Below are 15,081 nucleotides of genomic sequence, written 5' to 3' on the forward strand. Positions count from 1 at the left end.
ATGTCATCGCAGCGATGCGGCGACCCGACAAGCCAGCTCCCACAGGGGATCTCTGTTGTTGGTGAGAAAGCGCCCGACGCGATGGCCCTGCTGATGGAGTTTTTCCAGCCACTGCAAGACCCTGTGAGAGCTGTCGAGCCCCGGCGAGGCTGCGAAGGCGGTGGGTCAGGTGGCATCTGTGTTGGCTGTGCCGCCGTCTTCGCAGGCAAGCCAGCTCCCACAGGGGATCTCCGTCGTTGAGGAGAAAGTGCCCGGCGCGATGGCCCTGCTGATGGAGTTTTTCCAGCCACTGCCAATCCCCTGTGGGAGCTATCGAGCCCTGGCGAGGCTGCGAAAGCGGTGGGTCAGACGGCATCTGTGTTGGCTGTGCCGCCGCTTTCGCAGCGGTGCGGCGACCCGACAAGCCAGCTCCCCTATTTTTGGATCTGCTGTGTACCGTGGGTCAGTTTTTGTAGTCGGTGTCCGTGCGCTCCAACTGGCGAATCAGCGCATTCCAGTGCCGCGCCACGCCGGGCCCGTCGCCGGCCTTGAACACCTCGGCCTGCTTCTCGACCTTGGCCACCACTTCGGCGGGCGGGAACACCAGTTCCGCATTCCCCGCCGCTTGCGCGGCGATCTGGATATTGCATGCGCGCTCCAGCCCTTGCAGTTGCTGAAAGGCATGCTCGACGCTGATCCCGGCGGTCAACAGGCCGTGGTTGCGCAGGATCATCACGCTCTTGTCGCCCAGATCGGCCACCAGCCGCTCACGCTCGTCCAGGTCCAGCGCCACGCCTTCGTAGCCGTGATAGGCCACGCGCCCGGAGAAACCGATGGAGTGCTGGGAAATCGGCAGCAAGCCGTCCTTCTGCGCCGATACCGCGATGCCGTCGCGGGTGTGGGTGTGCAGCACCGCCTTGAGGTCGTGACGTGCGGCATGGATAGCGCTGTGAATCACATAACCTGCGTAGTTGATGCCCAGGCCGGTGGGGTCGTCGACGATAGTGCCGTCGATGTCGACCTTGACCAGGTTGGAGGCGCTGATTTCATCGAACAACAGCCCGTAGGCGTTGATCAGAAAATGCTCCTGCGGCCCCGGCACACGGGCGGAAAAGTGCGTGTAGATATGATCGGTCCACTTGTACAGGGCCGCCAGGCGATAAGCGGCGGCCAGTTTGACACGCACCTCCCATTCTTCGGGAGTGACACGTTGGCGAACGTTGCTGGAGACGCTGGATAGCGAGGTGACGCTGCTCATGGCAAAACTTCCTGGATGGCCTTAAGGACTTCCAGGCAAGCCTATGGGATGCAAAAAAATAATAAAAAGCACATTTTAATCTAAGCTAATTATTATTTTTTTTCATAAAAGGAGTACACAGCAATTAGGACGCAGAGCGTCCCCCGCGGCGTTACCACGCGGAGCGTGGGAACGATCGGGTCGGGGGTTATGCGGCGTCTCTGATTTTGTGCAACGCAGCCGCCACCCACTTGCCAAACGCATCCACCGGTCCCTGCAGGTTGCCCAGGAAATGCGGGTAGATCAGCCACAGGTCCATCACCGGCTTGAAGTCCTTGAGCGGCATTGCCGCCAACTGCTCGCGGTGGGCGCTGCGCTCCAGTAACGGGCGGGGTACCAGGCCCAGGCCCAGCCCGTCGGCGACCAGCCCCAGTTGCAGCTCGGTGCCGAAGGTTTCCAGGTTGACCTGCAAGGCCAGGCCCTGGTCCGACAAGGTGCGCTGCAAACCGGCACGGAAGCCGCAGCCATCCGGATTGAGGATCCAGCCGTTCTGGTACACGTCGGCCAGCTTGCACGGTTTCTTCGGCAGTTGCGCCTTGGCACAGACCACCACCAGTTCCATCTTGCCGATGGACTCGCCGATGATGTTGTCGGGGAAAATCTTGCCCGCCGGGAACAACGCCGCCGCCGCGTCCAGCTCGCCGCGCTCGATCTTGCCCACCAACTGGCTGCCCCAGCCGGTGGCGACCTGGGCGCGCAGGTCCGGGTATTCGGTGCGCAGGTGTTTGAGCGCATCCAGCAGCACCACGTCGCCGATGGTTTGCGGCACCCCCAGGCGCAGCAGGCCGGTGGGCGGCGCGTCGGTGGCCACCAACTCGCGCAGGGCGTCCATTTCGCGCAGGATCAGCCGGCATTGTTCATACACCCGCGTGCCGATCAGCGTAGGCTTGAGGGGCTTGGTGTTGCGGTCGAACAGTTCCACCCCCAGCGCCTGCTCGAAGTTCTGCACACGACGGGTAATCGCCGGCTGGGTCAATTGCAACGACTCGGCGGCATGGCTGATGGACTGGCAACGAATCACTTCGACAAAGGCATCGATATCGTCAATTTTCATTTGGACCGCACATAGAGAACCGTCATTAAGATGTGTGCGAAGCATAGTTGTCCGGACACGCTCTGGATAGTCCGTGCTGCTATCGATAACGTCTAACGCTATTCAGACCAGTTCTAAATTACCTTCTGCTATAAGCTAATCATTAAAAAATAGCATATTAACTATAAACATTATGCTTAGATAAACCCATCACCACCGAACATCCACGATGGAATTGTCATGACCCAGGCCCGACACCCCGAGAGACTCAGAGCCTTCATAGGCGCCCTGGCGGAATTGATCGACGGCAATCCTCGCGAAGGCGACCTGTTGCACCGTGGCGGCAAGCTGCTGGCGCAACTGGTCAGCCATGACGACTGGCTCCCCGACGAATTCGCCCAACCCGATCCCGAGCGCTACCAGCAATTTTTGCTGCACGCCGATTCGCGCCAGCGTTTCAGCATCGTCAGCTTTGTGTGGGGGCCGGGGCAAAGCACACCGATCCATGACCATCGGGTCTGGGGCCTGATCGGCATGCTGCGCGGCGCGGAATTTTCCCAGGGTTTCGAACGCGCGCCTGACGGCCGCCTGGTGGCCGAAGGCAAGCCCATTCAACTGGTACCGGGCCAGGTCGAGGCGGTGTCGCCCAAGGTCGGGGACATCCACCAGGTCAGCAATGCCCACAGCGACCAGGTGTCCATCAGCATTCATGTTTACGGCGCCAATATCGGTGCAGTGCGCCGCGCGGTGTACCAACCCGACGGCAGCGAGAAACTGTTTATCTCCGGTTATTCCAACGCCTTCCTCCCGAACATCTGGGATTTGTCCAAAGAAAAGAGCCCTGCCCTATGAGCACCGTATCGCACCGCAGCTTCGCCCGGATTCGCCAGGCCCTCTTGGACCGTGAAGAAGTCGCCCTGGTCGACGTGCGCGAGGAAGCGCCGTTTGCCGAGTCTCACCCCTTGTTCGCCGCGAACATCCCGCTGTCCAAGCTGGAACTGGAGGTGTATTCGCGGATTCCGCGCCGAGACACGCCCATCACCGTCTATGACAACGGCGAAGGGTTGGCCGTCCGCGCCGCCGAGCGCCTGCTGCATCTGGGTTACAGCGATGTGGCGCTGCTCGAAGGCGGGCTGGAAGGCTGGCGCCAGGCCGGTGGCGAGTTGTTCATCGACGTCAACGTACCGAGCAAAGCCTTTGGCGAACTGGTCGAAAGCGAACGCCACACCCCGTCCCTGGCCGCCGAAGAAGTACAGGCGCTGCTCGACAGCCAGGCCGACGTGGTGGTACTCGACGCGCGCCGCTTCGATGAGTACCAGACCATGAGCATTCCCACCGGCATCAGCGTGCCCGGGGCCGAGTTGGTATTGCGCGCCCGTGAACTGGCGCCGGACCCGTCCACCCGCATCATCGTCAACTGTGCCGGACGCACCCGCAGCATCATCGGCACTCAGTCGCTGATCAATGCCGGCGTGGCCAACCCGGTGTCGGCGCTGCGCAACGGCACCATCGGCTGGACACTGGCCGGGCAGAAGCTCGCCCATGGCCAGTCGCGCCGCTTCGCACCCACCTGCGAAGAACATCGCCAGGTCGCCGCCGTGGACGCGCGCCGTGTCGCCGACAAGGCCCGCGTCGGTCGCGCCACCCTCGCCGACCTGCAACGCTGGCAGCAGGACACGACGCGCACCACCTACCTGTTCGATGTGCGCACTCCGGAAGAATTCGAAGCCGGCCACCTACCGGGCGCCCGCTCCACCCCCGGCGGCCAATTGGTGCAAGAGACCGATCACGTCGCCAGCGTGCGCGGTGCACGCCTGGTACTGGCGGATGACGACGGTGTGCGCGCGAATATGTCCGCCTCATGGCTCGCGCAACTGGGCTGGGAGGTGCATGTGCTGGACGATCTGCAACCGGCGCATTTCAGTGAGCCCGGTGCGTGGGTCGCCCCGGTACCCGCCCCGCAACAGGCCGAACTGATCAGCCCCCACACCCTGGCCGACTGGCTGAAGCACGGTGACACGGCGGTGCTGGATTTCACCCCGAGCGTGAATTACGTCAAACGCCATATCCCCGGTGCTTTCTGGGCGCTGCGCGCGCAACTGCCCGAGGCCCTGGCCAAGGTACCGCCGGCCGAGCGTTATGTGCTCACGTGCGGCAGCAGCCAATTGGCGCGGCTGGCGGTGGCCGAAGTCGAAGCCCTGACCGGCAAGCCGGTGTTCCTGCTGCAAGGCGGCACCACCCACTGGATCGCCGAACAGTTGCCGCTGGAAGAAGGCGAGACGAACCTGGCCTCACCGCGCATCGACCGCTACCGCCGCCCTTACGAAGGTACCGATAACCCGAAGGAAGCCATGCAGGCTTACCTCGACTGGGAGTTCGGCCTGGTGGCCCAACTGGGCCGCGACGGCACCCACGGTTTCTACGTGATCTGACCCACCCCGACACCTGCACCCACCGAGGGTGCAGGCCCCACATCCGACCCCTCTCCAGGCGGAGGCTGAACCCACAACGAGAGGACACCCGCATGACCTTGCACATCACTCGCCTGGAACCCACCCTCGGCGCCGAAATCGCCGGTATCGACCTGCGCCGGCCACTGTCCCCCGCCTTGCGCGATGAACTGCGCCAATTACTGCTCAAGCACAAGGTGCTGTTCTTTCGCGACCAGGCCATCGACACCGAACAGCAGATCGCCTTCGCCAAGCAATTCGGCGAGCTGTACGTTCACCCCACCACCCGGCAAAACGATCCGGCGCGCCCCCACGCGCACCTGATCGAGGCCCAGGACGAACGCAAACTCTACGGTCCGCGCATCAGCGGGCGTTGGCACACCGACACCAGTTGGCTGCTGCAACCGACCCTCGGCGCGGTGCTGCGCGCCGTGGACTTGCCGGACGTCGGCGGCGACACGCTGTGGGCCGACACCGGCACGGTGTACCGGGCGCTGCCGGACGAGCTGCGCGAAGAAATCGACAACCTCTATGTGGTGCACGATTTCAAGAAGTCCCTGGACAAGGTTGGCTATGACTATCCGATCCTCGCCCACCCACTGGTGCGCACGCACCCGGAGACCGGTGAAGATGGCCTGTTCATCAATTTCTCGCAAAACCCGTCAGTGATCGGCTGGACCCCGCAACAAAGCAAGCAACTGATCGACCGCCTGTTGCAGGAGTTCAACAAGCCGGAACACCAGGTGCGCTTCAAATGGCGCCCAGGCTCGGTGGCCTTCTGGGACAACCGCTCCACCCTGCACTACCCGGTCTACAACTACGGCGACTACCCCCGCCGCATGGAACGGGTGCTGATTGCCTACGACGACATTCCCCATCGGGTCAGAGCGGCCAGCGCGGCCTGATCGCACTCCGTAAACCTGCACAGATCCCATGTGGGAGCGGGCTTGCTCGCGAATGCGTTGATTCAGCCGGCTCATCCATGGCTGACGCACCGTAATCGCGAGCAAGCCCGCTTCCACAGGAGATTTGCGGTGTTCTCTCGTCTTTTGGAATCAACCCCATGCCTCCATCCCGTAGTCAATACAGCGCGGTAGCGTTGAGTCTGCTCGCGCTGCACCTGCCCGCCCACGCCGAAGATCCCGACAAAACCCTCGGTACCGTGGTCGTCACCGGTAACCGCGGCAACCAGGCGCGCACCATCGCCGACAGCCCTTCACCCATCGACGTGATCAGCGCCGAACAATTGCAGGCCAGCGGCAAGGTCGGCCTCAAGGAATTGCTGGCGCGCCTGCTGCCCTCGTTCAACCTGCCGGCGATCAACGGCGGCGGTACGTCGTGGTCGGTACGCGGGGTGACCATGCGTGGGTTGTCCGGCGACCAGGTGCTGGTGCTGGTCAACGGCAAGCGCCGCCACAACACCGCGCTGATCAACAACCTGGCGCGCATCGGCACGGCGGCGGTCCCGGTCAACCTGGACCTGATCCCGGTGTCGGCCATCGATCATATCGAAGTGCTGCGCGACGGCGCGTCCGCCCAATATGGCTCGGATGCGATTGCCGGGGTGATCAATATCATCCTCAAGGAAAACGACAGCGGCGGCAGCGCCGAAACCTCTTTTGGCCGCTACGGCGCGGGCGACGGCGACACGGTGCACCAGACCGTCAACTACGGCCTGGCGCTGCCCAACGACGGCTTCGCCAACCTGGCCCTGGACACCAAGGAACAGGAACCCTTCGACCGCACCGGCAGTGCCACGGGCCGGCTCTACGGCACTGCCGCCGCCCCCGACAGCCGTGACCAGACCGTCAACCGGCATGGCTGGAACCCCAGCTATGGCCTGGGCCGCGAGAAAGTCACCAACGCCAGTTACAACCTTGAACTGCCGCTGCAGGATGACCTCAAGTTCTACTCGTTTTCCACCGCCAGTTACCTGGAGACCACCAAGGTCACCGGCAACTATCGTCCCAACGAAATCACCTCCCTGGCCGGCGACCCGAACACGCCCTACCCCGACGGTATTCATGCGCAACGGCGCAACCGCACCAAGGACTTCCAGATCGCCGGCGGTTTCAAGGGCCTGGTCGGTGGCTGGGATTACGACATCAGTTCCACCTGGGGCGAAGACGATTCCACGCTCAACGCCAACAACACGCTCAACCCGTCATGGGGGCCGACCAGTCCGACCTCGTTCAACCTGGCTTCGCAGATCTTCGACCAGTGGACCAACAACCTGGACTTGAGCCGCAGCTTCGACATCGGCCTCGGCCACCCGCTGCAAACCGCATTCGGCTTTGAATACCGTTGGGAGAAGTACCAGATCGAGGCCGGCGACTACGCGTCCTATACGCCCGGCACTTACGTGTTGCCCAGCGGCCCGTTCGCCGGGCAGACCCCGCTACCGGGGCTGGCCTCCTACAACGGCACCAGCCCGGCGGATGCCGGCGAGATCAGCCGCAGTAACGTCGCCAGTTACCTGGACCTGGGCCTCGACGTGACGGACCGTTGGTACGTCGGCGCGGCGGCGCGCTACGAGCGTTACACCCAGGACATCGGCAGCACCTGGAGCGGCAAGCTGTCGACGCGCTTCAAGCTCACGCCCGAGTTTTCCTTGCGTGGCACGATCAACAATGGCTTTCGCGCACCGTCGCTGGCGCAGACGATTTATGCGTCGTCCACCTTCACCTCCGGCGGCGTGGTCAACGGCCAGCAGGTCTCGGTGCCGGTCAAGGTCCTGCCGGTGGACACCCCCGAGGCCCAGGCCCTGGGCGCCGAAAAACTCAAGCCGGAAAAGTCGCTCAACTACAGCGTTGGCTTTACCTACGAACCCACGCCGAACTACCGCCTGACCACCGACGTTTACCAGATCGGCATCCGTGATCGCATCGTCTCCACCAGCCTGCTGGGCGGGCCGGCGGTGTCGCAGATCCTGGTCGCCAATGGCCTGTCGCCGGGGTTGTACGCGCAGTACTACACCAACGCTGTCGACACCCGCACCCGTGGCATCGACATCGTCAATGAATACCGCCAGCAGCTCGACCGCTACGGCCAGGTGCGCTGGAGCCTCGCCTACAACTGGAACCAGACCAAAATCGAAAAACTTCAGGACACCCCGCCTGCACTGGCCAGCCTGGGCTCCAACTACCAGATCTTCGACCGGCGCCTGCAAAAGGACCTGACCGTCGCCACCCCGCAATCCAAATTGATTCTGGCGGCCAACTGGAAGGTCAGCGCCTACACCCTGAACCTGGCGCTGACCCGCTTCGGCAGTTACACCGAAGGCGACAACAACCCGATCAACGACCGCACGTTCAGTGCCAAATGGATCAGCGATATCGATGCCGCCTACGACATCGACAAGCACTTCACCGTGGCCTTGGGCGCCAACAACCTGTTCAACGTGTACCCAGACAAAAAAGGCATCAAGGATTGGGCCGGCGCCTATGAATACGGGCAATTCTCTCCGTTCGGCTTTGGCGGCGCGTACTACTACACGCGCCTGGCGTACAACTTCTGAGGTCGTTGCGGGAGCTGGGCTGCGGGCCCGCTGCGGCCACCGAGGTTTTCCTGGCGGACCGCAGGCGCAGGTCTGGGGGCGCTGCGCGTCCCGGCGCAGAGCAAGCCTGCTCACTACAGAAAACCCATGACATTAGACAATGGGGGGTGTACCCCACGCCCAATCAAATGCAACAAGAGAATAATCAATCGATAAATAATCAATTATTTTAATAATTAACATATAACCAAAAAGAACTTCACAGGCAGTTTTTATAGGCATAACTTGAACCTCTCACCGACCCCTTCTCCAGGCGGAGGTAGCCCAACCCCTTTCTGATTTGCCTGGAGCCTGTATCCCATGGTCTTTGTCACTCCGTTCAAACGCCTGCTCCTGGGCACCGCCCTGGCCCTCGGCCTGATCACCACCGCCCACGCCGCCGACCTGCAACCGCTGCGGGTGGCCAACCAGAAATCCACGATCAAGGCGCTGCTGGAGGTTTCCGGCGAAGCGAAAAATGTGCCCTATGAAATCCAGTGGTCGGAGTTCCCCTCCGCCTCGCCCCTGGGTGAAGCCTTGAATGCCGGCGCCGTGGACATCGGTGCCCTGGGCGATGCGCCCTATGTGTTCGCCCTGGGTGCCGGCGCCTCGCTCAAGGTGGTCAGCATCATCCACGCCGAAGGGCGCAACACCACCGCCGTACTGGTGCCCAAGGACTCGCCGATCAAGACCGTGGCCGACCTCAAGGGCAAGAAAATCGTCACAGGCCGGGGTTCCATCGGCCATTACCTGGCGATCAAGGCCCTGGCCGGCGCCGGCCTGAGTACCCAGGACGTGCAGTTCATTTTCCTGCTGCCCAGCGAGTCGCGCCTGGTGCTGGACAACGGTACCGCCGACGCCTGGGCCACCTGGGACCCTTACACCACCGTGGTCACCTCCCAAAGCCAGGCCCGCGTGCTGATCAGCGGCAACCAGTTGCTGAGCAACCACCTCTACCTTGCGGCGACCAGCCAGGCCATCGCCGCCAAGCGCGCGCAACTGGATGACTTTGTCGCACGGCTCGACCGCGCCTACGCCTGGGCCAACGGACACCCCAACGAATACGCCGCCGCCCAGGCCAAGATCACCGGCCTGCCCCTGGCCGTGCACGAGGCCGTGGCCAAGGACACCCACCTGAGCCCGGTGGCGATTGACGACAAGGTAATCAGCGGCCTGCAAACCACCGCCGACATTTACCAGCAAGAAGGCCTGCTGACTAAACACATCGATGTATCGCAAGGCTTCGACAAAAGCTTTAACGCCAAACGCGCACTTATTTCCCAAGCCTCGCGCTGATCAAGCGCACCGCGCCCCAAGGAGCAGAACATGAGCAAATCCAAGCAAACCAAACCCCGTCATTTGAAGCTGGGCGCCATGGTGCATGGTGTCGGACACGGCTGGGGCGAATGGCGCCACCCGCAGGCCCAGCCGAATGCCAGCACGAACTTTGGTTTCTACAAGCAGCAAACCGAATTGGCCGAAAGCGCCAAGTTCGACTTCGTGTTCATCGCCGACAGCCTGCACATCCACGCCAAGTCCAGCCCGCACTACCTCAACCGTTTCGAACCACTGACCATCCTCTCGGCGCTCGCGGCGCTGACCACGAATATCGGCCTGGTCGCCACCGTGACCGTCAGCTACACCGAGCCCTACCAGGTGGCGCGCCAGTTCGCCTCGCTCGACCATATCAGCGGCGGCCGCGCCGGCTGGAACGTGGTCACCTCGTGGCTCAGCGGTACCGCCGACAACTTCGGCAAGGCCGAGCACCCACCCCATGCCGTGCGTTATCGCATCGCCAAGGAACACCTCAGCGTGGTCAAGGGCCTGTGGGATTCCTGGGAAGACGACGCCTTTGCCTATAACAAGCAGAGCGGCGAATTTTTCACCCCCGACAAGCTGCATGCACTGAATCACAAGGGCGAGTTTTTCTCGGTAAAAGGCCCGTTGAACATCGCCCGCTCGCGCCAGGGCCAGCCGGCGATTTTCCAGGCGGGCACCTCCGAGGACGGGCGCAACTTCGCCGCCGAGAATGCCGACGCGATCTTCGTGCACGTCGAGAACATCGACGAGGCCAAGGCCTATACCGCTGACCTCAAGCGCCGCGCCCGTGGCTTTGGCCGCAACGCCGACAGCCTGTCGATCCTGCCGGGCATCCGCCCCATCGTCGGGCGTGATGCCGCCGAGGTGGAAAGCCGTTACCAGCAGGCCGTGGACCTGGTCACGGTGGAAGACGCCATCGTCGCCCTGGGTCGCCCGTTCAACGACCACGACTTCAGCCAGTACCCGCTGGATGCGCCCTTCCCGGAGCTCGGTGACCTCGGTTCCAACAGCCAGAAAGGCGGTTCCGACCGCATCAAGCAACTGGCCCGTGACGAGGGCTTGACGCTGCGCGAAGTGGCGCTGCGGTTCTCGCGGCCCAAGCGTGATTTTGTAGGCACGCCCGAGCAGGTCGCCGACGCGATCCAGACCTGGTTCGAAACCGGCGCCAGCGATGGCTTCATCATCAACTCGGTGCTGCCGGATGGCCTGCAATACTTCACCGAACTGGTGGTGCCCGTGTTGCAACAACGCGGCCTGTTCCGCACCGAGTACACCGGCCAGACCCTGCGCGACAACCTCGGCCTGGACGTGCCGACCAACCGCTACAACGTCACCACCGAGGTCGAAGCACCGCAGGAGGCGCTGGCATGAGCGAATCCCTCAATCGTCAGTTGGCCGACCTGCACGCCGAACGTGTGGCGACCTGGGCGCCGGCTGCCTTGAAGATCAATATCGACCAGCGCCAGCGCCTGGTGGATGAAGCGCGGGAAGACGACTACGTGCAGGTGGGTGACGAGCTCGACCCGTTCACCCTGCTCAATGTCGAAGGCGGCGAACTCAGTCGCGACCTGTTGTTGGCCGACGGCCCGGCGGTGCTGATCTTCTTCCGCTTCGCCGGCTGCCCGGCGTGCAACATCGCCCTGCCCTATTACCAACGCCAGCTATACCCGCGCTTGCGCGAACTGGGTGTGCCGCTGGTGGCGGTCAGCCCTCAGGTGCCGGAGCGCCTGGTGGAAATCAAGACCCGCCACCACCTGCAACTGCTGGTAGCCAGCGACCGGGACAATAATCTCGGGCGGCGCCTGGGCATCCTCTACAGCTTCGACGAAGCCTCACGCAGCGCCGCGCTGGCCAAGGGCAACAGCATCGGCGAGACCACCGGCACCGGTACCTGGGAGTTGCCGCAACCGACCGTTGTGGTGATTGCCCAGGACGGCACCGTGGCCTTTGTCGAGGTCAGCCCGGACTGGCTGGTGCGCACCGAAGCCGAACCGGTGCTGCGCGTCGTCGAACACCTGTTGGGCCAACAGCCTGTGCAACTGGCGATCTGACTCGGAGCCGACCATGACCCACACGATCAAACACGGACAGTTCAATCGTCGCGGCTTTCTCGGCGCCAGTTCCCTGGCCCTGGGTGCCCTGGGGTTGTCCTCCCTGGGGCTGGCGCCGCGTGCGTTCGGCGCCGCCAATACACTCTCGGAGCTGACCCTGGCGGTGGCTACCTATCGCGGCCAGGACTCCTACTTCAGCGATGACGCCGGAGTTTCCGAGCGTCCCTACAAGGTCGACTTCGCCGAGTTCGCCGGCGGCAACCTGATTGTCGAAGCCCTGGCCTCCGGCAGCCTGGACATCGGCGGCATGAGCGAGATCCCGCCGATCTTCGCGATCCAGAGCCACCGCGAACCCAGGCTGATCGCAGTGCTCGAAGGCGATGTGAACAACCAGGTGATCCTGATTCCCAAGGACTCAAGACTCGAAACCATCGACCAGCTCAAGGGCAAGCGCGTGGGGTACGTGCGCTCCACCACGTCCCACTATTTTCTGATCAAGGCGCTGAAAGAACAGGGCCTGACCTTCAACGACATCACCGCCGTGCCGCTCACCCCGCAGGACGGTTTCAGCGCGTTCCAGAGCGGCCAGCTGGATGCCTGGGTGATCTATGGCGTGTTTATCCAGCTGGCGAAATTCCGCAGCGGCGCGCGGGTGCTGAAAACCGCCCTGGGTTATCTCTCGGGCAACTACCTGATCGGCGCCCGCCCCGCCGCACTGCAGGACCCGCTGCGCGTCACGGCGATCCAGGACTACCTGCAACGCCAGGCCCGCACACTGGAATGGATGAACAACAATCCCGAGCCCTGGGCGGCGAAGTCCGCGCAACTGCTTGGGGTGGACAAGGCGGTGTTCCTCGACATGTACAACAGCCGCAGCCAGCCCTACAAACTGCGCGAAGTGAACGACGCGGCCATCGCCTCCCAGCAGGAAGTGGCGGACCTGTTTTTCAATGCCGGTGTGTTGAGCGAACGACTGGACGTCAGCCCGTTATGGGACCGGCAGTTCAAGCTGCTGCCGATCTGAACCCGCCCTCCACACGACGAGCCCCTCATGAGCCAATCCTCACAACCCTCTTTACGTTCCGTGGAAGTGGCCAACTTCGACGCGTTGCTCGAACACCTCAGCGCCGAGCTGGCCGGCACCGCGCACCTGTACGACGACAGCGGCGCCTTCCCCCATGCCAACTTCAAACGGCTGCACGCGCTGGGTCTGGTCGCCCTGACCGTGCCCAAGGCCCTGGGCGGCGGCGGTGCCAGCCTGCCCCAGGCGCGCAAGGCGATCAGTGCGATTGCCAAGGGCGAGCCCTCCACCGCGTTGATCCTGGTGATGCAATACCTGCAACACGCGCGCCTGCAAGACAGCAAGAGCTGGCCGGCGCACCTGCGTACGCAAGTCGCCGCAGACGCGGTACGCAACGGCGCGCTGATCAACGCCCTGCGCGTCGAGCCCGACCTCGGCACCCCGGCCCGTGGCGGCCTGCCGGCGACCACTGCGGTGCGCACTGCCGAAGGCTGGCGCATCAGCGGGCGCAAGATCTACTCCACCGGCAGCCATGGCCTGAGCTGGTTCACCGTGTGGGCGCGCAGTGACGACGACGACCCGTTGGTAGGCGCCTGGCTGGTGCCCAAGGACAGCCCCGGTGTGAACATCATCGACACCTGGGATCACCTGGGCATGCGCGCCACTTGCAGCCATGAAGTCGTGCTCGACAACGTGCTGGTACCGCTGGACCACGCAGTCAGCGTCAGCCCGTGGAGCGCCCCGCAAGCGGAGCTCGATGCCGAGCTGTTCCTGTGGATGTCGGTATTGCTGTCGTCGGTGTACGACGCGGTGGCGCAGGCCGCGCGGGACTGGCTGGTGAACTGGCTGGAAGAACGCAAGCCGTCCAACCTCGGCGCCGCGCTGTCCAGCCTGCCACGCTTTCAGGAAACCGTCGGGCACATCGACACCCTGCTGTTCGCCAACCGCAGCCTGCTCGACGCCGCTGCCGACGGCCACACCCCGGCGGCCAATGCTGCGCAGTTGAAGTACCTGGTTACCGGCAATGCCATCCGCGCGGTGGAACTGGCCATCGAAGCGTCGGGCAACCCCGGTCTGTCACGCCACAGCCCGCTGCAACGGCATTACCGCGACGTGCTGTGCAGCCGCGTGCATACGCCACAGAACGACGCCGTGCTGCAAGGCGTCGGCAAGGCCGTCTTCGCCCAACGTCAGAAGGAACGCCCATGAGCCACGTGATTGTCGCCAGCCAGCTGGACGAAGAATTCAACGCCGTGATCCGCCAGCGCCTGGCGCTGAGTCACCCGCAGGCCAAGGTGATCGGCGTGCCGACCGGTGTGCCGAGCGACTTGCCGCCCCAGGCGAATATCCTGCTGCTGCGCCCCATCAACGTGCGCGGCTATACCGCGCCGGACACCCCGCCACCGGGCTGGCCCTACGGGGCGCAGTGGGTGCACCTGGTGTCGTCGGGCATCGACTTCTATCCACAGTGGCTGTTCAACGGCCCGCCAGTGACCACTTCAAGAGGCAGCGCCGCGGATAACCTGGCCGAATTTGCCCTGGCGGCGATCTTCGCGGCGTCCAAGCATTTGCCGGATATCTGGGTGAAAGACGCGCAGTGGCATTTCACACCGTTGCGTCCGCTCAAGGGCACCACCCTGGGCATTCTCGGCTTTGGTGCGATTGGCGAGCGGCTGGCGCACAAAGCCCTGGCGCTGGGAATCAACGTCGTGGCGCTGCGCCAAAGCCGGACGCCGTTCAGTGCGGGGGTGGAAACCGCCAGGGATATCCATGACCTGTTCGCCCGCGCTGACCACCTGGTGGTGGCCGCACCGCTGACCGAGGCCACGCGCACGATCATCAACCGCGACGTACTGCGCAGCGCCAAGCCGGGGCTGCACCTGATCAACATTGCGCGTGGTGGTTTGCTGGATCAGGAGGCGCTGCTGGAAGCGCTGGACAACGGCCAGATCGGCCTGGCCTCGCTGGATGTGACGGAGCCTGAACCGTTGCCGGACGGGCACCCGTTGTATACGCACCCGAGGGTCAGGCTGTCGCCGCATACCTCGGCGATTTCGACCCAAAGCCGGTATGAGATCGCCGATGCGTTTCTGGCCAACCTGGAGCGTTATGTGACGGGTGCGCCACTGGCGAACCTGGTTAACGCCTGATAGTTGAGATAGGTCCTGCTTACCCCAAAAATAGCGGCTTGCCCTGATGCTTTTTGTGGTGAGCAGGCTTGTCGAATCGTCGCACCGCCTGCGCCGGGCTGCGCAGCGGCCCCAACAAGGTCATCGCGTTTTTCCGGAGAAACTGGGTGGCAGGTTTCGGGGCCGCTGCGCGGCCCGGCGCGGGGCAAGCCCGCTCACTATAGTCCAGCTTTTCATACTCGTAATATCATCAGATATTCGCATTA

Annotated in this window: 12 protein-coding genes; 10 read left to right on the top strand and 2 right to left on the bottom strand. The window is 63.4% G+C overall.

What is annotated here, in order from left to right; translation table 11 throughout:
* Positions 1–442: 442 nt before the first annotated feature.
* Positions 443–1,237: a class II aldolase/adducin family protein gene (locus ACW9IN_RS00460; RefSeq protein ID WP_457364015.1), complete on the bottom strand. Its 795-nt coding sequence runs from the start codon at positions 1,235–1,237 to the stop codon at positions 443–445.
* A 187-nt stretch (positions 1,238–1,424) separates the two neighbouring features.
* Positions 1,425–2,330, bottom strand: a complete 906-nt coding sequence (locus tag ACW9IN_RS00465; RefSeq protein ID WP_457364016.1) for a LysR family transcriptional regulator — start codon at positions 2,328–2,330, stop codon at positions 1,425–1,427.
* A 219-nt stretch (positions 2,331–2,549) separates the two neighbouring features.
* Between ACW9IN_RS00465 and ACW9IN_RS00470 the strand changes: the two genes are divergently transcribed.
* The 10 genes from ACW9IN_RS00470 (at position 2,550) to ACW9IN_RS00515 (ending at position 14,836) form a co-directional block, all read left to right on the top strand.
* A complete protein-coding gene (locus ACW9IN_RS00470; protein WP_065906162.1) occupies positions 2,550–3,161 on the top strand; it encodes a cysteine dioxygenase family protein in 612 nt (203 codons plus the stop codon).
* Positions 3,158–4,741, top strand: a complete 1,584-nt coding sequence (locus ACW9IN_RS00475; RefSeq protein ID WP_457364017.1) for a rhodanese-related sulfurtransferase — start codon at positions 3,158–3,160, stop codon at positions 4,739–4,741. Before ACW9IN_RS00470 ends, ACW9IN_RS00475 begins: the two co-directional genes overlap by 4 nt.
* Positions 4,742–4,833: 92 nt before the next feature.
* Complete coding sequence (locus ACW9IN_RS00480) at positions 4,834–5,664, top strand: TauD/TfdA dioxygenase family protein (RefSeq protein ID WP_457364018.1); 831 nt, start codon at positions 4,834–4,836, stop codon at positions 5,662–5,664.
* A gap of 158 nt (positions 5,665–5,822) precedes the next feature.
* A complete protein-coding gene (locus ACW9IN_RS00485; RefSeq protein WP_457364019.1) occupies positions 5,823–8,276 on the top strand; it encodes a TonB-dependent receptor plug domain-containing protein in 2,454 nt (817 codons plus the stop codon).
* Positions 8,277–8,615: 339 nt separating this feature from the next.
* Entirely contained in the window at positions 8,616–9,590 is a 975-nt protein-coding gene (locus ACW9IN_RS00490; protein ID WP_457364020.1) for an ABC transporter substrate-binding protein, read from the top strand.
* 30 nt (positions 9,591–9,620) lie between these two features.
* Complete coding sequence (locus ACW9IN_RS00495) at positions 9,621–10,985, top strand: LLM class flavin-dependent oxidoreductase (protein WP_457364021.1); 1,365 nt, start codon at positions 9,621–9,623, stop codon at positions 10,983–10,985.
* Positions 10,982–11,665, top strand: a complete 684-nt coding sequence (locus ACW9IN_RS00500; protein WP_457364022.1) for a peroxiredoxin-like family protein — start codon at positions 10,982–10,984, stop codon at positions 11,663–11,665. Before ACW9IN_RS00495 ends, ACW9IN_RS00500 begins: the two co-directional genes overlap by 4 nt.
* A 13-nt stretch (positions 11,666–11,678) precedes the next feature.
* Positions 11,679–12,689: an ABC transporter substrate-binding protein gene (locus ACW9IN_RS00505; RefSeq protein ID WP_457364023.1), complete on the top strand. Its 1,011-nt coding sequence runs from the start codon at positions 11,679–11,681 to the stop codon at positions 12,687–12,689.
* Between the two features lie 27 nt (positions 12,690–12,716).
* Entirely contained in the window at positions 12,717–13,895 is a 1,179-nt protein-coding gene (locus tag ACW9IN_RS00510; protein WP_457364024.1) for an acyl-CoA dehydrogenase family protein, read from the top strand.
* Entirely contained in the window at positions 13,892–14,836 is a 945-nt protein-coding gene (locus tag ACW9IN_RS00515) for a D-isomer specific 2-hydroxyacid dehydrogenase family protein (protein ID WP_457364025.1), read from the top strand. The genes ACW9IN_RS00510 and ACW9IN_RS00515 overlap by 4 nt, the downstream gene beginning before the upstream one ends.
* Positions 14,837–15,081: the final 245 nt, after the last annotated feature.

The organism is Pseudomonas sp. SDO5271_S396 (genome assembly GCF_054071795.1).